This is a genomic window from Shinella sp. SUS2, from assembly GCF_001262505.1.
Taxonomy (GTDB): domain Bacteria; phylum Pseudomonadota; class Alphaproteobacteria; order Rhizobiales; family Rhizobiaceae; genus Shinella.
On sequence record NZ_KQ410736.1, the window covers coordinates 16577 to 36463 of the forward strand.

Annotated in this window: 20 protein-coding genes; 9 read left to right on the forward strand and 11 right to left on the reverse strand. The window is 63.6% G+C overall.

Annotated features, from left to right (window positions below):
• The 5 genes from AKG11_RS21500 (at nucleotide 1) to AKG11_RS21520 (ending at nucleotide 5120) form a co-directional block, all read left to right on the forward strand.
• Nucleotides 1–1809 carry a methyl-accepting chemotaxis protein gene (locus AKG11_RS21500; RefSeq protein ID WP_024270967.1) on the forward strand — a complete coding sequence of 603 codons (1809 nt, stop codon included), beginning with the start codon at nucleotides 1–3 and terminating at the stop codon, nucleotides 1807–1809.
• A gap of 2 nt (nucleotides 1810–1811) precedes the next feature.
• Nucleotides 1812–2306 carry a chemotaxis protein CheW gene (locus AKG11_RS21505; protein WP_023516699.1) on the forward strand — a complete coding sequence of 165 codons (495 nt, stop codon included), beginning with the start codon at nucleotides 1812–1814 and terminating at the stop codon, nucleotides 2304–2306.
• 10 nt (nucleotides 2307–2316) lie between these two features.
• Nucleotides 2317–3174, forward strand: a complete 858-nt coding sequence (locus AKG11_RS21510) for a CheR family methyltransferase (protein ID WP_037408176.1) — start codon at nucleotides 2317–2319, stop codon at nucleotides 3172–3174.
• Nucleotides 3174–4262, forward strand: a complete 1089-nt coding sequence (locus tag AKG11_RS21515) for a protein-glutamate methylesterase/protein-glutamine glutaminase (protein WP_023516701.1) — start codon at nucleotides 3174–3176, stop codon at nucleotides 4260–4262. Before AKG11_RS21510 ends, AKG11_RS21515 begins: the two co-directional genes overlap by 1 nt.
• 147 nt (nucleotides 4263–4409) lie before the next feature.
• Nucleotides 4410–5120, forward strand: coding sequence for a ParA family protein (locus AKG11_RS21520; RefSeq protein WP_023516702.1), 711 nt, complete (start codon nucleotides 4410–4412; stop codon nucleotides 5118–5120).
• Nucleotides 5121–5186: 66 nt separating this feature from the next.
• Here the strand turns inward: AKG11_RS21520 and AKG11_RS21525 are convergent, their stop codons facing one another.
• The 7 genes from AKG11_RS21525 to AKG11_RS21555 all read right to left on the reverse strand — a co-directional run bounded on the left by AKG11_RS21525 (nucleotide 5187) and on the right by AKG11_RS21555 (nucleotide 11494).
• Nucleotides 5187–5531, reverse strand: coding sequence for a RidA family protein (locus tag AKG11_RS21525; RefSeq protein ID WP_023516703.1), 345 nt, complete (start codon nucleotides 5529–5531; stop codon nucleotides 5187–5189).
• A gap of 130 nt (nucleotides 5532–5661) precedes the next feature.
• A complete protein-coding gene (locus tag AKG11_RS21530; RefSeq protein ID WP_050745418.1) occupies nucleotides 5662–6177 on the reverse strand; it encodes a gluconokinase in 516 nt (171 codons plus the stop codon).
• 13 nt (nucleotides 6178–6190) lie between these two features.
• Nucleotides 6191–7021, reverse strand: a complete 831-nt coding sequence (locus AKG11_RS21535) for a dipeptide ABC transporter ATP-binding protein (protein ID WP_023516705.1) — start codon at nucleotides 7019–7021, stop codon at nucleotides 6191–6193.
• Nucleotides 7018–7872 (reverse strand): ABC transporter ATP-binding protein, encoded by an 855-nt coding sequence (locus tag AKG11_RS21540; RefSeq protein ID WP_023516706.1) that lies wholly within the window; start codon nucleotides 7870–7872, stop codon nucleotides 7018–7020. Before AKG11_RS21540 ends, AKG11_RS21535 begins: the two co-directional genes overlap by 4 nt.
• Nucleotides 7872–8780 (reverse strand): ABC transporter permease subunit, encoded by a 909-nt coding sequence (locus tag AKG11_RS21545; RefSeq protein ID WP_023516707.1) that lies wholly within the window; start codon nucleotides 8778–8780, stop codon nucleotides 7872–7874. Before AKG11_RS21545 ends, AKG11_RS21540 begins: the two co-directional genes overlap by 1 nt.
• 10 nt (nucleotides 8781–8790) lie before the next feature.
• Nucleotides 8791–9795, reverse strand: coding sequence for an ABC transporter permease subunit (locus AKG11_RS21550; protein WP_024270966.1), 1005 nt, complete (start codon nucleotides 9793–9795; stop codon nucleotides 8791–8793).
• Between the two features lie 103 nt (nucleotides 9796–9898).
• Nucleotides 9899–11494 carry an ABC transporter substrate-binding protein gene (locus AKG11_RS21555; RefSeq protein WP_024270965.1) on the reverse strand — a complete coding sequence of 532 codons (1596 nt, stop codon included), beginning with the start codon at nucleotides 11492–11494 and terminating at the stop codon, nucleotides 9899–9901.
• Nucleotides 11495–11985: 491 nt separating this feature from the next.
• On the opposite strand from AKG11_RS21555, the gene AKG11_RS21560 reads away from it, so the two are divergent.
• Together AKG11_RS21560 and AKG11_RS21565 are read left to right on the forward strand one after the other, a co-directional pair.
• The gene (locus AKG11_RS21560) at nucleotides 11986–12705 is read left to right on the forward strand and encodes a helix-turn-helix transcriptional regulator (RefSeq protein WP_024270964.1); all 720 of its coding nucleotides are present in this window, start codon (nucleotides 11986–11988) and stop codon (nucleotides 12703–12705) included.
• A gap of 125 nt (nucleotides 12706–12830) precedes the next feature.
• Entirely contained in the window at nucleotides 12831–13238 is a 408-nt protein-coding gene (locus tag AKG11_RS21565; protein ID WP_082342583.1) for a response regulator, read from the forward strand.
• Nucleotides 13239–13362: 124 nt separating this feature from the next.
• Here the strand turns inward: AKG11_RS21565 and rirA are convergent, their stop codons facing one another.
• Entirely contained in the window at nucleotides 13363–13824 is a 462-nt protein-coding gene (gene rirA / locus AKG11_RS21570; RefSeq protein ID WP_024270962.1) for an iron-responsive transcriptional regulator RirA, read from the reverse strand.
• A 179-nt stretch (nucleotides 13825–14003) separates the two neighbouring features.
• Here rirA and AKG11_RS21575 point away from each other — a divergent pair, with 179 nt between their 5' ends.
• Nucleotides 14004–15047, forward strand: a complete 1044-nt coding sequence (locus AKG11_RS21575; protein ID WP_050745420.1) for a Fe(3+) ABC transporter substrate-binding protein — start codon at nucleotides 14004–14006, stop codon at nucleotides 15045–15047.
• 58 nt (nucleotides 15048–15105) lie between these two features.
• Here AKG11_RS21575 and AKG11_RS21580 read toward each other — a convergent pair whose 3' ends face one another.
• The 3 genes from AKG11_RS21580 to AKG11_RS21590 form a co-directional block, all read right to left on the reverse strand.
• Complete coding sequence (locus tag AKG11_RS21580) at nucleotides 15106–16182, reverse strand: M48 family metallopeptidase (RefSeq protein ID WP_050745421.1); 1077 nt, start codon at nucleotides 16180–16182, stop codon at nucleotides 15106–15108.
• A complete protein-coding gene (locus AKG11_RS21585) occupies nucleotides 16172–17263 on the reverse strand; it encodes a YjgN family protein (RefSeq protein ID WP_050745422.1) in 1092 nt (363 codons plus the stop codon). Before AKG11_RS21585 ends, AKG11_RS21580 begins: the two co-directional genes overlap by 11 nt.
• A 140-nt stretch (nucleotides 17264–17403) precedes the next feature.
• Nucleotides 17404–18900 carry a CoA-acylating methylmalonate-semialdehyde dehydrogenase gene (locus tag AKG11_RS21590; RefSeq protein WP_023515360.1) on the reverse strand — a complete coding sequence of 499 codons (1497 nt, stop codon included), beginning with the start codon at nucleotides 18898–18900 and terminating at the stop codon, nucleotides 17404–17406.
• Between the two features lie 105 nt (nucleotides 18901–19005).
• On the opposite strand from AKG11_RS21590, the gene AKG11_RS21595 reads away from it, so the two are divergent.
• Nucleotides 19006–19887 carry a LysR family transcriptional regulator gene (locus AKG11_RS21595; protein WP_023514578.1) on the forward strand — a complete coding sequence of 294 codons (882 nt, stop codon included), beginning with the start codon at nucleotides 19006–19008 and terminating at the stop codon, nucleotides 19885–19887.

Genomic DNA, 19887 nt, shown 5'->3' on the forward strand with positions numbered 1-19887 from the left:
ATGCGCTTTACCATCAAACTCAAACTGGCCGTTGCCTTCGGCGCCATCATCCTGATGATGGCTGGCACCTCCATCTATGCCATCCTGAGCCTTGCTTCGCTCAATCAGGCGATTTCCGACATGCTCGCCGGTCCTTCCGCGCGCCTCGAGGCAGCGCAGAACCTTGCGAACTACCAGCTTCGTCTGGCGCGCGCGCAGATGAACCTTGCCCTTTCCACCAACTCCAGCGAAGCCGCCACGCATCTCGAATCCGGCGATCGCAACCGGCAGATGTTCGAGGAAACCCTTGCCAATCTGATCAGCCTTTCGACCGACCCGGTCGCCGTCCAGCAGTGGCAGGATGTCGCCGAGAAAGAAAAGCAGCTCGTCCGCATTGATGACAAGATCCGCTCCTTCGTCGCCGCCGGCAATTCGACGGAGGCGGTCCGTATCGTCTCCACGGAAAGCCGCAGCCTGATGGACGAGATCGAAAAGACGATCAACGTCCGCATCGAAAGCAACAAGGGGCTGATGACGAAGGCGGACGAGGATACCGACAACCTCTACGCAACGACACGTAACCTCATCCTCGTCATTGCCGGCATCGCCCTGGTGCTCGCCGTCGGCGCGGCCGTCTGGCTCGCACTCGGCATCAACAGCGGCCTCAAGAAGATCAAGTCCGTCGCCGAGGCTGTCGCCATCGGTGACCTCGACCAGAATGTCGAGATCAAGACGAACGACGAGATCAAGGACCTTGTCGATACGATCAATGTCATGACCGGCAACCTGCGCAACACGGCGACCATCGCCGACCAGATCGCCAATGGCGACCTGACCGTGACGCCGAAGCCGCTGTCCGACAAGGACACGCTCGGCCTGTCGCTGGAAAGCATGGTGGAGCGCCTGCGCGGCGTCGTCGGCGATGCGCTTTCCGCCGCCAACAACGTCTCCTCCGGCAGCCAGGAGCTTTCGGCAAGCTCGGAACAGCTCTCCCAGGGCGCAACGGAACAGGCGTCTTCCGCCGAAGAGGCTTCCGCCTCGATGGAAGAGATGGCGTCCAACATCAAGCAGAACGCCGACAACGCCGCCCAGACCGAAAAGATCGCCCGCCAGTCCGCCAAGGATGCCGAGGCATCGGGCGAAGCCGTCGGCCGCGCCGTCGGCGCCATGCGCACGATCGCGGAAAAGATCTCCATCGTGCAGGAAATCGCCCGCCAGACCGACCTTCTCGCCCTCAACGCCGCCGTCGAGGCGGCCCGTGCCGGCGAACACGGCAAGGGCTTTGCCGTCGTCGCCTCGGAAGTGCGCAAGCTGGCCGAGCGCAGCCAGGCAGCCGCTGCCGAAATCAGCACGCTGTCCGGCCAGACGGTTTCCGTCGCCACCGAAGCCGGCGAGATGCTGAACCGGCTGGTGCCGGATATCCGCAAGACTGCGGAGCTGGTCTCGGAGATCTCCGCCGCCTGCCGCGAGCAGGACATCGGCGCCTCGCAGATCAACGAGGCGATCCAGCAGCTCGACAAGGTGACCCAGCAGAATGCCGGCGCCTCGGAAGAGATGTCCGGCACCTCGGAGGAGCTGGCCGCCCAGGCCGAGGAGCTGCAGACCTCCATCGCCTTCTTCCGCGTCGACCGCGCCTCCGGCGCCCCGCTCGCCCAGCAGCGCCGCCCGGCGCCGGTCGCGTCGCGTCCGGTCGCCAAGGCGCCCGCTGCGCCGCTTCGCAAGTCCGACAACAGCGTCAACGGCCAGCAGGCCCGCGCCCGCGGCTTTGCCCTCGACATGTCGATGGGCGGCCCGGATGCCGACGACGCAGACTTCAGGGAAAGCGCTTGATCATGGCCGGCACATCCTCCGAATCCCAATTCGTCACCTTCAGTCTCGACAGCGAGGTCTTTGCGGTGCCCGTCTCGGTCGTCCGGGAAATCCTCGACCACGAGGATGCCTTCAAGATCCCGCACGGGCCGGAATACCTGCTTGGGCTCCGGGACGTGCGGGGCCAGGGTGTGCCGGTCATCGACCTGCGTCTTCGTCTCGGCATGACGAAGACCGAGAAGACCCCGCATACGCGGGCCCTGGTGCTCGACGTGCCGATCGGTGAGAAGATCCTCACCCTCGGCCTCGTCGCCGACCGGGTCTTCGAGGTCATCCCCTTCCGCACCGACGAGATCGAGGGCGCGCCCGACATCGGCGTGCGCTGGCCGTCCGACTACATTGCCGGCGTCGTGCGCCGCAACGGCGGTTTCGTCGTCATCGTCGATCTCGCGCGCCTGTTCTCCGGCGCCGAGATGGCGATGATGGGTTCGGCGGGTCGCCTCGCCGCAACGGCATAGTTTCGGGAGCATGGGTGTGGGAGCAGCATTGCGGGCGCAAGGAGCGGAGGACGGGCTAAGCAACCGGAACTTCGAAGCCCTGTCGCGCTATATCTACGACTACAGCGGCATCAAGATGCCGATCACGAAGCTGACGATGCTGGAGGGCCGGCTGCGCCGGCGCCTTCGGGCAACCGGCATTGCCAGCTTCAACGACTATTGCGACTATCTCTTCAAGCACGGCGGCATCGAGAAGGAAGCGATCTTCCTCATCGACGCCGTGACCACCAACAAGACCGACTTCTTCCGCGAGCCGAAGCATTTCGAGTACATGGCCGCGACCGGCCTGCCGGAAATGGTGGCGGCCGGCCACAAGCGGCTGCGGCTGTGGAGCGCCGCCTGCTCCATCGGTGCCGAGCCCTATACGATGGCGATGGTGATGCAGGATTTCGTCGATGCGTCGTCCGGCCTCGATTATCGCATTCTTGCCACCGACCTCTCGACCGAAGTGCTTGCCGCAGCCCGGCGCGGCGTCTATCCGCGCGACATGATCCAGCCCGTGCCGGCCGAGATGCAGCGCCGCTACGTCATGGTCTCGCGCCATGCCGGGCGCGGCGAGGTGCGAATCCATCCGCGCCTGCGCTCGACGATCGGCTTTGCCCGCATGAACCTCATGGACAGCGTCTACAAGGTGGGCGACCCCATGCACATGATCTTCTGCCGCAACGTATTGATCTATTTCGACAAGCCGACACAGGCCAAGGTGCTGTCGCGGCTCTGCGACTGCCTGGTGCCCGGCGGTTTCCTCTATGTGGGCCATTCCGAAACGGTCACCGGCATCTCCCTGCCGGTGCGCCAGGTCGCCAACACGGTTTTCAAGAAGATCTGATGGTCCTTCCCGGCAAAAAGATCCGCGTTCTCATCATCGACGACTCGGCGAGCGTGCGCCAGGCGCTGACCCACGTGCTGGAGCAGGATCCGGAGATCGAGGTGATGGGCGCGGCCTCCGATCCCTTCATGGCGGCCAAGAAGATCCAGGAAGAGGTGCCCGACGTCATCACGCTCGACGTGGAAATGCCGCGCATGGACGGTATCACCTTCCTGCGCAAACTGATGTCGCAGCGGCCGATCCCCGTCGTCATGTGCTCCTCGCTCACCGAGGAGGGCTCGGAGACGCTGATGCAGGCGCTGGAAGCCGGCGCTGTCGACATCATCCTGAAGCCGAAGATCGGTGCGGCCGACCATCTCGCCGAGTCCGGCACGCGCATCCGCGAGGCCGTCAAGGGCGCGGCCGTCGCCCGCCTTGGCCAGAGCCGGCGTTCGGCCGCCGCCAGCGGGCCGACCGCAAAGCTCACGGCCGATGCCGTGCTGCCCCCGCCCTCCGGCCGCGCCATGGCCAAGACGACCGAAATGGTCGCCTGCGTCGGCGCCTCGACCGGCGGCACGGAGGCGCTGCGGGTTCTGCTGGAACAGTTGCCGGCCAACTCCCCCGGCATCGTCATCGTGCAGCACATGCCGGAAAAGTTCACCGCCGCCTTCGCCAAGCGCCTCAACAGCCTGTGCGAAGTGGAGGTCAAGGAAGCGGTCCATGGCGACCCCGTGCTGCGCGGCCATGTGCTGATCGCCCCCGGTGATCGCCATATGATGCTGGAGCGGCAGGGTGCGCGCTACCATGTCGCCGTGCGCGAAGGCCCCCTCGTCTCGCGCCACCGGCCGTCCGTCGACGTGCTGTTCCGCTCCGCCGCCCGTTCGGCCGGAGCGAATGCCATGGGCGTCATCCTGACCGGCATGGGCGACGACGGCGCACGCGGCATGAACGAGATGCACCAGGCCGGCGCCTATACGGTCGCGCAGGACGAGGCGAGCTCAATCGTCTTCGGCATGCCAAAGGAGGCGATCGCCCATGGCGGCGTCGACAGGATCCTGCCGCTGGATCAGATCGCCCGCGAAATCCTCGCCGCCGACCGGCGGAGATAGGCTGTTCCAGCGGCTTGCGCGATGGTTTTGCGCCCGGCAAAGCAGGCGCTTTCATCGGGCATTAACCACAATCACCGAGGATGGCGAAGCACCATGCGAGGTGCGTTGAGAGCGATGACCGGCTCGACAACCGTTCCGGGGAGCCCCATGCCCGTCATCACCTTCGCCAACACCAAAGGCGGCGCCGGCAAGACCACCGCCGTGCTGCTGCTAGCGACCGAGCTTGCCCGCCTCGGCTTTCGCGTCTCGGTGCTCGACGCCGATCCGCAGCACTGGATCACCCGCTGGCACGAGAACTCCCAAGGCCTGCTCGGCAATCGCCTCGCGGTGGTGCCCTATGTGACGATGGGCACGATCGACCGGCAGCTCGCCGAAGAGAAAGCGCGCGCCGATTTCGTCTTGATCGACCTGCCGGGATCGCGCAGTTCGCTCCTCGCCAAGGCGGTGGGCTATTCCGATTACGTGCTGATCCCCGTGCAGGGCTCCGCCATGGACGCGCAGGGCGGCGCCAATGTCATCGAGCTCCTGCAATATCTGGAAGACAAGGCCGATATCCATATTCGCCATTCCGTCGTGCTCACCCGTGTCAACTCCATGGTGACGACGCGCGCGATGCATGCGGTCAAGGACCTGCTCGCGGCTCGCCGGGTCCACCTTCTGCAGACACCGATCATCGAACGTTCGGCCTTCCGCGACATCTTCGGTTGCGGCGGCACGCTCTATACGATGGACGCCCGGCGCGTCAGCAATCTCGACAAGGCGCAGGAGAATGCAAGGGCGCTGGCGCTGGAAGTGCTGCAGCAGATCCCCGCCGCGCTGCGGCCGACCGCGGCGGAGAGGCTGCGAAGCGTCGCCTGAGGCGCCCGCTTTCATTGCAGAGGCCGCGGAAACCGCGGCCTCTTTTCGTTTCAGCCGAGGCCTGGCTCAGAGCGCGGCGACGACGATGACTTCGACGAGGTAGTCCGGCGTTGCCAGCTTGGATTCGCCGGTGGCGCGGGCCGGGGTGTGGCCCTGCGGTGCCCAGACATCCCAGACGGCGTTCATCTTGGAGAAATCGGCCATGTCGGCGAGCCAGATCTGGGCGGAAAGGATGCGAGTCTTGTCGGTGCCGGCAAGCGCCAGCAGGCGGTCGACTTCGGCCAGCGCCTGCTTCGTCTGCTCGGTGACGTCCGAGCCCGCCTCACCGACCTGGCCGGCCAGATAGACGGTCCCGTTGTGCACGACGGCCTGGCTCATGCGCGGGCCGGTTTCAAAGCGTTTGATGTCCATGTCTCATTCCTGTCAGGCTTGAAATTCTTCGCGGGAGGCCGCGGGCACGCAACGGCCGGCGGTGGCCGTCTATACGAGGCCCGGCGCACGGACGCCAGTGGCCCGGCGGGAAATTCGCGTGCACCGTGGGTCAGCCGACAGTTTTCAATCCGTCGAGCGCCCTGGCAACGATCGTCTCGACGGCGGCGTCGATGCCGACAGTCACGACGCCAGCCTCACCGGACGGATCCTCCAGCGTGGCAAGCTGGCTGTCGAGCAGGCTTGCAGGCATGAAATGGCCATGCCGCGCAGCCATGCGGGCCGTGAGCAGATCGCGGCTGCCCTTGAGGAAGACGAAAGTCAGCGATCCACGGGCCGACTGGCGCAGACGGTCGCGATAGATCTTTTTCAGGGCCGAGCAGGAAACGACAACGCTCTTTCCCGCGTCGAGGCTGCCGGCGAGCGCCTGGCCGATCGTATCGAGCCAGGGCCAGCGGTCCTCGTCCGTCAGCGGAACACCGCGGGACATCTTCTCGACATTGCCGGCGGGGTGCAGGCTGTCGCCTTCGATGAAAGCGGTGCCGAGGGCGGCGGCCAGGCCCTCGGCGACCGAGGTCTTGCCGGAACCGGAAACGCCCATGACGACGATCGCGCGGGTCGCCGTCATGGGCTGTTCGTCCTCACGCCACGCGCTTGCGGCGTTCGACGCGGGCGCGGATGGCGTCCACGTCGACGCGGGGCGTCGCGGCGAAAAGGGTCTTTGTGTAGTTGTGCTGCGGGTTTTCGAACACCTGATCACGGCTGCCGTATTCCACGGCCTCACCGAAGTACATCACCATCACGTCGTCGGCGATGTGGCGCACCACCGAAAGGTCATGGCTGATGAAGACATAGGTGAGCTTGAACTCGTCCTGCAGGTCAGCGAGCAGGTTGAGCACCTGGGCCTGAACCGAAAGATCGAGCGCCGAGACCGGCTCGTCGAGCACGAGCAGGCGCGGATTGAGCATCAGCGCGCGGGCGATCGCCACGCGCTGGCGCTGGCCGCCGGAGAACATGTGCGGGTAGCGCCCGTAATGCTTCTCCTCAAGGCCGACCTTCTTCAGCATGGCCATGGCGCGGTCACGCCGCTCGCCCGCAGGCACCTTGGTGTTGATGACCAGCGGCTCCGTGAGGATGTCGCCGATCTTCTTGCGCGGGTTGAGCGAGCCATAGGGGTTCTGGAAGACGATCTGCACCTTGCTGCGCATTTCCGCGGTCAGCGGCTCATGCGCGATGTCGACCTTGCGGCCATCGATCAGCATATCGCCCTCGGTGATCGGATCGATCATCGTGACCATGCGGGCAAGGGTGGACTTGCCGCAACCGCTTTCGCCAACGATGGCAAGCGTCTTGCCCTGCTCGACCTTGAAGCTCACGCCCTTGACGGCATGGACGGTCTTGGCGGGTTTGAACAGGCTTCCAGGGATATGGTAGTCGCGTTTCAGGTTCTTTGCTTCAAGAACAGGGGTCATCGGACTGCTCCTGCAAAAATCTCGGCGTCGGTCAGCTTTTCCGTGATCGTCGGCAGGCGCTCGCCGGTGGCATTTTCCGGCAGGGCCGAAAGCAGCGCCTTGGTGTAGACGCTCTTCGGGGCCGAGAAGAGCGACAACACGTCGGCCTCCTCGATCTGGCGGCCCTTGTACTGCACGATGACGCGGTCGGCGGTTTCGGCGACGACGCCCATGTCATGGGTGATGATGATGAGGCCCATGCCGTGTTCGGCCTGCAGCTTCATCAGGAGGTCGAGGATCTGCTTCTGGATCGTCACGTCGAGCGCAGTGGTCGGCTCGTCGGCGATCAGCAGCTTCGGATTGCAGGCGAGCGCGGTCGCGATCATCACACGCTGGCACTGGCCGCCCGACATCTGGTGCGGATAGTGGCCAAGGCGTTCTTCCGGGTTCGGAATACCGACGGACTGGAAGAGTTCGATCGCCCGGTCGCGGCGCGCCTTGCGGGAGAGATCCGTGTGGATGCGCAGCACTTCCTCGATCTGGTAGCCGACCGTGAAGCACGGATTGAGGCTGGCGATCGGCTCCTGGAAGATCATGGCAATATCCTTGCCGATGATCTTGCGCCGGTCGCTGTCGGACATGGCCTGCATGTCGCGGCCGTTGAAGGTGAGTACGTCGGCGGTCACCTTCGCCGTCCACGGGAGAAGCCCCATGGCGGCGAGCATGGAGACCGACTTGCCCGAGCCGGATTCGCCGACGATGGCGAGCACTTCGCCCTCGTCGACCTTGAGCGAAACGCCGTCCACGGCGCGGAAGGGACCGGAAGCCGTCTGGAATTCGACGGTGAGGTTTTTGACTTCGAGAAGCGACATCACGACCTCTTCAGCTTGGGATCGAGGGCGTCGCGCAGGCCGTCACCCATGAGGTTGATGGCCAGCACGGTGATGAGGATGGCAAGGCCGGGGAAGGTGACGACCCACCAGGCGCGCTGGATGAATTCGCGCGCTTCGGCGAGCATCGTGCCCCATTCCGGCGTCGGCGGCTGCGCGCCCATGCCGAGGAAGCCGAGCGCCGCCGCGTCGAGGATCGCCGCCGAGAAGGCGAGCGTCGCCTGGACGATGAGTGGAGCGAGGCAATTCGGCAGGATGGTGAGGAACATCAGGCGCAGCGTGCCGGCGCCCGCGACCTTCGAGCCGACGACATAGTCCTTCGACTTCTCGGTCATCACGGCCGCGCGCGTCAGGCGCACGAAGTGCGGCTGGTTGACGAGCGAGATGGCGATCATGGCGTTCAAGAGGCCCGGCCCCAGAACCGCCACCAGCACGAGGGCAAGCAGCAGCGAGGGGAACGCCAGGATGATGTCCATGATGCGCATGATGAACGTATCGACCTTGCCGCGGAAATAGCCGGCGATAAGACCGATCAGCACGCCCGAGACCACCGAAAGCGTCACGACGACGAGACCGATGAAGAGCGAGAAGCGTGCGCCGTAGATGAGGCGCGAGAGGATGTCGCGGCCGACGGCGTCGGTGCCGAGAATATGCCCCCACATGCCGCCGTCCTGGAAGACCGGCGGCAGCAGGAGAAGTTCGCGGTTCTGGCTGCTCGGGCTGTGCGGTGCGACGAAGGGTGCGAAGACAGCGACGAACAGGATGACCAGGAAGAACGCGAGGCCGATGACGGCGCCCTTGTTGCGCGAGAAATAGAACCAGAATTCGGAAAGACCCGAGGGCGGCGTGCCACCCGTCTTGGTGTCGGCCGTGTTTTGAACCGTGCTCATGGATCGCCTCCTAGTGCCGGATACGCGGGTTGACCCAGCCGTAAAGCAGGTCGACCACGAGGTTGACGATCATGATGACGGCAGCGATCAGCATCAAGCCACCCTGCACCACGGCATAGTCGCGCTTGAAGACACTGTCGACCATCCACTTGCCGATGCCCGGCCAGGAGAAGATCGTCTCGGTAAGGATGGCGCCCGCGAGCAGCACGCCGACCTGAAGGCCGATCGTGGTGATGACGGGGATCATCGCGTTGCGCAGCGCATGCACGCCGATGACCCGGAACGGCGGCAGGCCCTTGGCGCGGGCGGTGCGGACATAGTCCTCGCCGAGCACTTCGAGCATGGCCGAACGGGTCTGGCGGGCGATGACGGCGAGCGGGATCGTCGCAAGGACGACCGTCGGCAGGATCAGGTAGGTCAGCGCCGATTTGAACGCCCCCGCCTGCCCGGAGATCAGGCTGTCGATCAGCATGAAACCGGTGACCTGCGGGAAGAAGTACATCAGCGAGATGCGCCCCGAGACCGGTGTCCAGCCGAGATAACCGGAGAAGAAGATGATGAGCAGCAGGCCCCACCAGAAGATCGGCATCGAATAGCCGACGAGGGCAACGCCCATGATCGACTGGTCGAGCCAGGTCCCGCGTTTCACCGCGGCGAAGACGCCGGCGGGAATGCCGAGCACGACGGCGACGATGATGGCGCAGAGCGAAAGCTCCAGCGTTGCCGGGAAGAGCAGCATGAAGTCATCGAGCACCGGCCGCTTGGTCACGATGGACGAGCCGAAGTCGCCCGTGAGCAGGCCGGCAAGATAATCGAAATACTGGATGTACATCGGTCGGTCGAGGCCAAGCTGGTGCATGAGCTCGGCGTGTCGTTCCGGAGACATGACGCGCTCACCCGACATCAGCATGACCGGATCGCCCGGAAGAAGTCGAATGAAGGAGAACGCGATGAGCGATACCCCGAGGAACGTGGGTATCAGGACGGCGAGCCGTCCGAAGATAAAACGAAACATGGGAGCCAATCCCTTCATTTTTGTGAAAAACCGGCGGCCCGAATGTCTTCGAGCCGCCGGCCAATGCACGCTCTTTGCGGCGTGCGCTTTCTCGTAGCCGATATTACTCGGCGATGTCCACGCCTTCGAAGACGAAGTCGCCAAGCGGGGACTGGACGAAGCCCGAGACCTTCTTGCTCATCGGAACGACGGCGAGCGAGTGGTCGAGCGTGTTCCAGGGCGCTTCGCGCTTGAAGATGACCTGGGCCTCTTCATAGAGCTTGGTGCGCTCTGCAACGTCGGCGGTTTCCTTCGCCTTCGTCATCAGGTCGTCGAACTCCTTGTTGCACCACTGCGCACGGTTGTTGCCGCCGACGGCGTCGCAACCGAGCAGGGTGTCAAGGAAGTTGTCCGGGTCACCGTTGTCGCCCGTCCAGCCGAGGATGGCCGCGCCGTCGCGGTCCTTGGCAGACGAGAGCTTCAGATACTCGGCCCATTCGTAGGAGACGATCTCGACTTCAACGCCGATCTTGGCAAGGTCAGCCTGCATCAGTTCTGCTGCGCGGCGGGCGTTCAGCATGTACGGACGCGCGACGGGCATCGCCCAGATCTTCATCTTGAGGCCGGCAGCGCCAGCGTCTTCAAGCATCTTCTTGGCCGCTTCCGGATCGAACTTGTCGTCGACGACGGCGTCGTTGTACGACCACATGGTCGGCGGGATCGGGTTCTTTGCAACCGTTGCTGCGCCCTGGAAGACCGCGTCGACGATGGCCTGGCGGTTGATCGCCATGTTGAGGGCCTTGCGGACCTCGACCTTGTCGAAGGGCGGAACCAGCGTGTTGTAGGCGAGGTATGCGACGTTGAGGCCAGCCTGCTCGGAGATGTGCAGGTTCGGGTCGGCCTTCAGCTCGGCGACGTCAGCGGCGTTCGGATAGGACATCAGGTGGCATTCGCCAGCCTTCAGCTTCTGCGCGCGAACGGCAGCGTCCGTGGTGATTGCGAAGACGAGATCGTCGATCTTCTGCTTGCCGCCCCAGTAGTCCGGGTTGGCCTTGTAGCGGATCGCGGCATCCGGCTGGTAGGCAACGAAGGTGAACGGGCCGGTGCCGAGCGGCTGCTGGTTCATCAGCTCCATCTTGCCGTCAGCCTGCAGCTTGTCGGCATATTCCTTGGAGACGATCGAGATGAAGGGCATGCCGAGGTTGGCGAGCAGCGGTGCTTCCGGGCGCTTCAGCGTGATCTTGACCGTCAGGTCGTCGACCTTCTCGATCTTGTCGAGCACATCGGGCAGACCCATGCCGGAGAAGTATTCCCAGGACGCGCCCGGCACGTACTTGTTCCAGGCATTGTCTTCCTTGTACTGACGCTCGAAGGAGAAGATCACGTCGTCTGCGTTCAGCTCACGCGACGGGGTGAAATACTCGGTCGTCTGGAACTTCACGCCCTTGCGGAGCTTGAAGGTATATTCCTTGCCATCGGCGGAAATTTCCCAGCTCTCGGCCAGCGCAGGCTCCAGTTCCGTCGTGCCGCGCTTGAATTCCACCAGCCGGTTGTAGACCGTGTGCGCTGCTGCGTCGAAGGTCTGACCGCCGGTATAGAGGCCGGGATCGAAGCCTTCCGGCGACGCTTCCGAGCAGTAGACGAAGGTCTTCGACCAGGCGGCCGTACCCATCAACGAGGCAAGCGCCGTCGCTGCGAGGAGAGTAGTCAGCTTTTTCATAGTGAGCTTCCCAGGTTTGCTTTTTTGTTCTCTTGTGCAGGCTCGGGTACACTTCCGGCCCCGACCTTGCCGGGGATGGAACGACATTTGCCGCAGGATTGCAATAAGTCCGCGAACAAATTTGTCCAACCGGAAAAAACCGCGGAAGATTATTCTCCACAGCATTAGAAACGGCTTCAAAAGCAACGCGAATCACCCACCCCCTGCCTTGTCAATCCCGACCTGAATGGATAGCGGCGACGTCGGCGTCGTGCCATAACAGGACATCGAGGCAAGAGGGACTGTCCTTCGCTGTTTCACCCTGTGGCGGCGGGGCGAGACGACAAGAGCGAAGGGCAGTCCTTCTTTCGTTTCTTCCTTTGTTTTCAGCACCTTGTTCGAACGGCCACAAAAAAGTGGACCGCCATCACGAAATTGTCCGGCAAAACCCTTTGCCGCCAAAGATTGTGGCGCTAGATTTGACGCGTGGAATCCCTGGGGATAGAGACCACGTGCCCGTCTTGAACAAACACTACCGGCGCTATGATTTCGAAAGCGATCTTGAGAAGGCTCTCAATCGCGTCGATTTCTTTCGCATTTTCCATACCTTGGCGCTGCGCTACGGTTTCGAGCATTTCGGAATCCTGCAGCTGGCCAACGAACACGAGACGAGCCACCTTGCGGGCCGCCTCGTGCTGCACGACCTGCCAGCCGGCCTTGCCGAGGCCTATGACAAGCGTCATCGCCTGAACGATTCCGCCATCTTCAAAAGCTTCTACAAATCGACCATCCCGACCGTGTGGCTGAGCGATGACCCGGTGGAGAACGGCGCGGTCGGCAGCGGCGACTTCCTCGAGCAGATCGGCTTCGACATGGCGCTTGCCATTCCGGTCCACTCCATCGGGGGCATACGGTATGTGGTGCTCTTCCTGGGCGACGGCGAGGATATCGGCCGCAGCGCCCACTACGAGATCTGCTACGAGGCGAACTGCGCCTTCGACTACTTCTACCGCAAGGTCCTCGCCAACAAGGCAGGCATGGGTCTGACGCCGCGCGAGACGGAAATCCTGCGCTGGATCTCCTACGGCAAGACGGCAAGCGAGATCGCCCTCATCGTCTCGGTTTCCGAGCACACGGTGAACTCGCACACGGCTACGATCCTGAAGAAACTCGACGTGGTGAACCGTACGCAGATGGTGGCAAAGGCAATCCGCGAGCAAATCATCCAATAATGCCGCAAATCAGGTCCGCGGCGTTACCGATAGCAGAGTTAGGGACTTGTTAATGCGTGCCGCGTGGATGAGAGTAGCCGCGGCTTCCGGCCAACCATTCGATGCAATCAGGTTCACCCACCACTATGACCGCAACCGTGCATATCCTGCTTGTCGATGACGACCCTGCGGAAAACGTCATCCTCAGCGCGCTGATGCGCAAGGTGACAAGCTATGCGATCACCCTTCATTATGTAGAGACGGTGGAAGCGGCGCTGGATTTTATCCGTGTTGACGGGGTGCGGCTCGACATGATCCTGATGGACAACCGGCTCCAGCCGCAGGCGGATTTTCGCGAGACCGTGCCGGAACTCCGGCGCAACGGCTACATCGGCCCGGTCGGCGTCATTTCCTCCTCGATAAGCGATGCCTATTTCCAGAAGATCGACGATTACGGCGTCGACTTCCGCATCGACAAGGCCGAGCTCGACCCGACAGCCGTCGAGTTCATCCTCAGGGAATATGTCAGGCAGGACACAAGCGCCGGAGAGTAACCTCCGGCGTCTGGTGCACTTTCAGAAATTTGTGAAATGGATATGCCGCCAGCGCGATACCAAGCTGGAGGCGCCGGGCATTACACCCGGCGAAAAAACGGAAAGGCCCTGTCTTGAGCCTCACTCAGGCGGCGGGCTGCCGCACGGCCGCATTTTCCAGGCCAAGCAGCATGCCGATCTGCGGGCGGGCCTTCACCAGATCGTCGATCGTATATTGCTGCAGCACTTCGAAGAAGGCGTTGAGCGCCTTGCGCAGCGCCGAATTGAGGCCACAGCTATCGACCAGCGGGCATTCGATCTCCCCCGCCTCGAAACATTCGGCCATGGCGAAAGAGTCCTCCGTCACACGCACGACGTCGAACAGCGTGATCTCCGCCGCCGGCTTCGGCAGACGCACACCGCCGTTGCGGCCGCGCACGGTCTCGATGATGCCGGCCCGCGTCAGCGGCTGGAGGATCTTGAACAGGAACAGCTCGGATACGCCATAGGCCCTGGCGATTTCCGGAACGCGGCTGAGTTTGTCACCATTCGCCGCGCAGTACATCAACATGCGCACCGCATAGTTGGTTTGTTTCGTCAGACGCATCGGGAACTCCGAATCCGGTTTTCTAGTCCGCACATATATAGGACACTTCGCTATTTAGAACAATTCCAAAAAGCGGAAAATCACATTCATGTTATGGCGGGGGTCGCACGGGTGACTGCGAGGGGCAAGCCGTTAAACACGACTTTAGCAGTTAAGAATAAATGCACCAGGAGGACCCGATGCAACTGCTTAAGACGTCTCTTGCCGCCCTTGCCCTCTCGACCGCCGGTCTGGCCCTTGCCGCACCCGCCTTTGCAGATGGTGAAGTCAACATCTACTCCTACCGTCAGCCGGATCTGATCAAGCCGCTGCTCGACGAATTCACCAAGGAAACCGGTATCACCACCAACGTGCTCTTCCTCGACAAGGGCCTGGTGGAGCGCATTCAGGCGGAAGGCGCGAACTCGCCGGCCGACGTCATCCTGACGGTCGACATCGCGCGCCTGACGGAAGCCAAGGAAGGCGGCGTCACGCAGCCGGTCCAGAACGACGTCATCAACAAGGACATCCCGGCGCAGTACCGCGATCCGGATGGCGACTGGTTCGGCCTGACCACGCGTTCGCGCGTCGTCTACGCGTCCAAGGATCGCGTCGCGCAGAACGAGATCACCTACGAGGAGCTTGCCGACCCGAAGTGGAAGGGCAAGATCTGCACCCGTGACGGCCAGCACTCCTACAATATCGGCCTGATCGCCTCGATGATCGCCCATCACGGCGAAGCCGAAGCCGAGAAGTGGCTGACCGGCCTGAAGAACAACCTCGCCCGCAAGCCCGACGGCGGCGACCGCGACCAGGCCAAGGCGATCCTCGCCGGCGAATGCGACCTCGCACTCGGCAACTCCTACTATGTCGGTCTGATGATGACCAACGAGAAGGAGCCGGAGCAGAAGGACTGGGCGGCAGCCATCAAGGTGCTGTTCCCGAACACCGCCGACCGCGGCAGCCACGTCAACGTCTCCGGCATGGCGCTCGCCAAGAACGCTCCGAACAAGGACAATGCGCTGAAGCTGATGGAATTCCTGTCGGCCGGCACCGCGCAGAAGATTTATGCCGAGCAGGTCTACGAATACCCGGTCCTGCCGGGCGCCGAGCCGTCCGAGGTCGTCAAGTCCTTCGGCACGCTGAAGCCGGATGCCCTGCCGCTCGTCGACATCGCGGCGAACCGCAAGAAGGCATCCGAGCTGGTGGACAAGGTCGGCTACAACGACGGCCCGTCGCAGTAACAGGAATGCCTCCCAAGGCCAAACCAGGAAACGGCGGCTCTCGGGCCGCCGTTTTCGTTCATTGCAGGTCCGGATCCGACTGGCCGGAGATGATCCGGCTGTAGTCGATGATGTCCTTCTTGCGCTGCGGCGTGCCCGGATGGGTGGAGAGGATGGTGGTATCCCCCTTGTCGTCGAGTTTTTCCTCCAGGAGACCGAAGAAGCGGGCGATCGCGGTGGGGTCGTAGCCGGCCTTTGCCATCAGCTCGACCGAGCGCCGGTCGGCTTCGGCCTCCGCACCGCGCGAATAGGAGAGCGCGAGGAGGCCGCCACCTTGCATCAGCACATCCTCGACCGCCGAGCCGACGTCGCCGGCAATCAGCATGATGAGGCCGGTCATGCCGGCGGCGCGATAGAACTGGCGCAGGCTGTGCTCCAGCTCGACATGGCCGATCTCGTGCGCGAGCACACCGATGATCATCTCCGTATCGCCACCTGCCAGTTCGACGAGCTGGTCGGTGAGGACGAGCGTGCCGTCCGGCAGCGCGAAGGCATTCGGTCCGATCAGGCCGCCATCACGGAAATTGAGGGTATAGGCCCCTGCCCCGCGCGGCGACTGGGCAGCGATGCGGGCAAAGCCGTCGGCGATCTCCTTGCGGCGGCCGTCCGGCAGCTTCGTCGGCGAGAAGGTCGTCTGGTCGAGCGCTTCGAGCGTGCCCTGCGCCATCAACTGCGGCACGATCGGCGGCGTGGTGAGGATGGCGACCTCGACGAGCGCCGGCACGCCCCAGCGATAGACCACGCCACCCAGCACGAAGGCGGCGAGCACGATGACGATCAGGCGGAGCCGGAACTGCTCCAGCCAGTGCACGAGGCCGGCGCCCCCCTTGCCGCGCGCGGCAAGATAGCGGTCGATGCCGTCATTGTCCCAGGTCTCGAAGACCGAGCCGTCCGGAAAGGTCACCCGGCGCGGGATGGCCCCGACGCGGCCGGAAATCTCGACCCAGGAGAGGCCCGCGCCGGCAAGCGGCTTCTCGCCGCCGACCGGCACCGCCGTGATTTCCCCGGCCCGCTCGACGAGGCGGGCCTCGACCGAGCGGCTGGAGCCGGCGGGATGCCAATCCCCGCCGGCGATGGTGGCATTGTCAGAAGCCAAAGTCGAAACCTTCAAAGTCCATGAACTCCGAGCCGACGGCCGAGCCCTGCGCCTCGATGCGGCTGAACAGCTCGCCGACATCCCCCGTGAAATGGATGCCGGTGTGCTCCCAGGTATAGCGCGCCATGCGCACCGCCGCCCAGGGCCGCATCAGGCCGAGGGTCAGCAGCGTGACGATAACGTTGGAAATGGCGATCCAGGTGTAGCGGGTGCGCGAGACGTCGCTCAGCATGCGGTGCTGGCCGTCGAAGGTGGTCGCCGACCAGGCGATGTTGCGCACGCCCGCGCGATAGAAGAGGCCTGCAATGCCGAAGGTCGCGAAGAGCACGATGTAGCCGATGACCGCGCTGATGACGAGCGGGATCTGCTGTTCCGGCGTCAGAGCGCCGGGCGTCTCGATCATCGGCAGGATCAGCGAGAGATTCATGAAGACGATGAGCGCGATGATGCCGAGGCCGACCAGCGCGATGAGGAACGACAGGAGCCAGGACTTATAGAGCGGGCCGAGCTGCGGGTCGGTATCGAAGGCCTTGCCGCCGTAGCGCAGGTTCGTGCCGACATAGCGCGAGACCCAGCGGCTGGCGAGCGGCGTGAGGATACCGATGGTGATGACGGCGAGCAGGCTGCCGAGAATGAAGGCCTTGAACGCACCGCCCGCACCGCCGACGAAATCGAAGCGAACATTGCGGTAGCTCGTGACACGTGCGCTGAAGCGCAGGCCCTTGGCGACAAGCCAGGGCAACGCGATCAGAACGACGAGCGTCGGCAGCAGGACGAGAATCGGCACCAGCGTCGCAATCACGTTGAGCGCGATAAAGGCACCGAGAACGATGAGGCGGCCGATGAGGATCTGCAGACCCTTCGCATGGTATTCAAAGGATCGGCCAAGCAGCACGGTATTGCCGTAGAAATAACGATTGCGCCGGACCTTGGCCCAGGCAGAATAGATGCCAAGCGTGATGATCGTCAGCAGCACATTGACGATCCAGATGCCAAAATATTCCGACGCCTTGCCGGTAAACGTGATGCGGTGAAACCCGCCCGCCTGTCCCGCGGGCGCAGCAGATGCTGCGAATGACATATCGTTTGCCCCTTCCGAATGCATAGACACGAGGGCTTAACGGGCCGGGATCGATGGCTATTCTTCGCAGGGCACAAAAAATTCGCAATGCAAAAAGGGCCCCCTTGCGGGAGCCCTTTCAATCCTTCCGGCGGGACGGATCACTTCATCGTCGGCATGACGAATTCGGCGCCGTCCTTGATGCCCGACGGCCAGCGGCTGGTGACCGTCTTCGTGCGGGTCCAGAACTTGATCGAGTCCGTGCCGTGCTGGTTGAGATCGCCGAAGGACGAGGACTTCCAGCCGCCGAAGGAGTGGTAGGCAAGCGGAACCGGGATCGGAACGTTGACGCCGACCATGCCGATGTTGATGCGGCTGGCGAAGTCGCGGGCCGCGTCGCCGTCACGGGTGTAGATCGCGACGCCGTTGCCATATTCGTGCTTCATCGGAAGGTCGAGGGCTTCCTCGTAGTTCTTGGCGCGAACGACGGACAGGACCGGGCCGAAGATTTCGGTCTTGTAGATTTCCATGTCCGGCGTGACGTTGTCGAACAGGCAGCCGCCGACGAAATAGCCGTCTTCATAACCCTGGAGCTTGAAGCCGCGGCCGTCGACGACGAGGTTGGCGCCTTCTTCCACGCCCTTGTCGATGAGGCCGAGGATACGGGCCTGGGCTTCCTTGGTGACGACCGGGCCCATGTCGGCCTTGTCATCGGTGTAGGGGCCGATGCGCAGGCTCTCGATCATCGGCGTCAGCTTCTCGATCAGCCGGTTGGCGGTTTCCTCGCCGACGGGGACGGCAACCGAGATCGCCATGCAGCGCTCGCCGGCCGAACCGTAGCCGGCGCCCATCAGCGCGTTTGCGGCCTGGTCAAGGTCGGCATCGGGCATGATGATCATGTGGTTCTTAGCGCCGCCGAAGCACTGGGCGCGCTTGCCGTTGGCGGCAGCCGTGCCATAGACGTAACGGGCGATCGGCGTGGAGCCGACGAAGGAGACGGCGGCGATATCCGGATGCGCCAGGATGCCGTCGACCGCACCCTTGTCGCCGTTGACGACGTTGAGGATGCCGGCCGGAAGGCCCGCCTCGATCATCAGTTCGGCAAGGCGGATCGGCAGCGACGGATCGCGCTCGGAGGGCTTCAGGATGAAGGCGTTGCCGCAGGCGATAGCGGGGGCGAACATCCACATCGGGATCATGCCCGGGAAGTTGAACGGCGTGATGCCGGCGCCGATGCCGACCGGCTGGCGGATCGAATACATGTCGATGTTCGGGCCGGCGCCTTCGGTGAATTCGCTCTTGGAGAGGTGCGGAATGCCGATGACGAATTCGCAGACTTCCAGGCCGCGGATGACGTCGCCCTTCGAATCCTCAACGGTCTTGCCGTGCTCGCGGGAGATCAGAACGGCAAGCTCGTCCATGTTCTGGTTCAGAAGCTCGACGAACTTCATGAAGACGCGGGCGCGGCGCTGCGGGTTGGTGGCGGCCCACTTCGGCTGCGCGGAAAGCGCGCTGTCGATCGCGGCCTGCAGGTCGGCGTCGTTGGCAAGTGCCACCGTCGCCTGGACTTCGCCCGTCGCCGGATTAAAGACGTTCGCGGTGCGGCCGCTGGTGCCGGCGACCTTCTTGCCGTGGATGAAATGGCCGATCTCGTACATGGGGAGCTCCTCCGTTGGTATGAAGAGATCATCGCACTTCAATTTGCACAACTCAATCACCTTGGATAAGGAACCGTTGTGCAGAAATTAAAGTCGGAGGCAGAAATGAACTGGGATGACGCCCGCATGTTCCTGGCGGTGGCCCGTACCGGGCAACTGCTTGCCGCTTCCCGCCGCCTCGGCGTCAACCACGCCACGCTCAGCCGCCGCGTCAGCGCGCTGGAGGAAGCGCTGAAGACGCGGCTCCTCATCCGCCGCACCAATGGCTGCGATCTCACCGCCGAAGGCGACGCTTTCTTTCGCGCGGCCGAGCGGATGGAGACGGAGATGCTCGCGGTGCAGGCGAGCATCGGTCGTATCGATACGGCCGTCGCCGGCACGGTGCGCGTCGGGGCGCCGGATGGTTTTGGCGTCTCCTTCCTCGCGCCGCGCCTCGGGCGGCTGACGGCGCGGCACCCGGAACTGAAGATCCAGCTCGTGCCGGTACCGCGCTCCTTCTCGCTCTCCCAGCGCGAGGCCGACATCGCCATCACGCTGGAACGGCCGGAACAGGGACGCCTCGTCTCCTCCAAGCTGACGGACTATACGCTCGGCCTCTATGCCTCGCGCGCCTATCTCGCGGAAAACGGCACGCCGCAGGGCGTCGAGGACCTCAAAGCCCACCGGCGTGTCGGTTATGTGGAGGACCTGATCTTCACCGCCTCGCTCAATTTCACCGGCGAGATCATGCGCAGCTGGGATGCCGGCTTCGAGATTTCCAGCGCGACCGGCCAGACGGAGGCGGTGCGTTCCGGCGCCGGCATCGGCATCCTGCACGACTATATCGCCCGGCAGTATGACGAGCTCGTCCGCCTCCTGCCCGGCACCGCCATCCGCCGCGCCTACTGGACGACCTGGCACGAAAGTGCGCGGGACCTGACGCGCGTGCGCACCGTCGCCGAATTCGTGCAGGAACTCGTGCAGCAGGAGCACCACATCTTCTTGTAG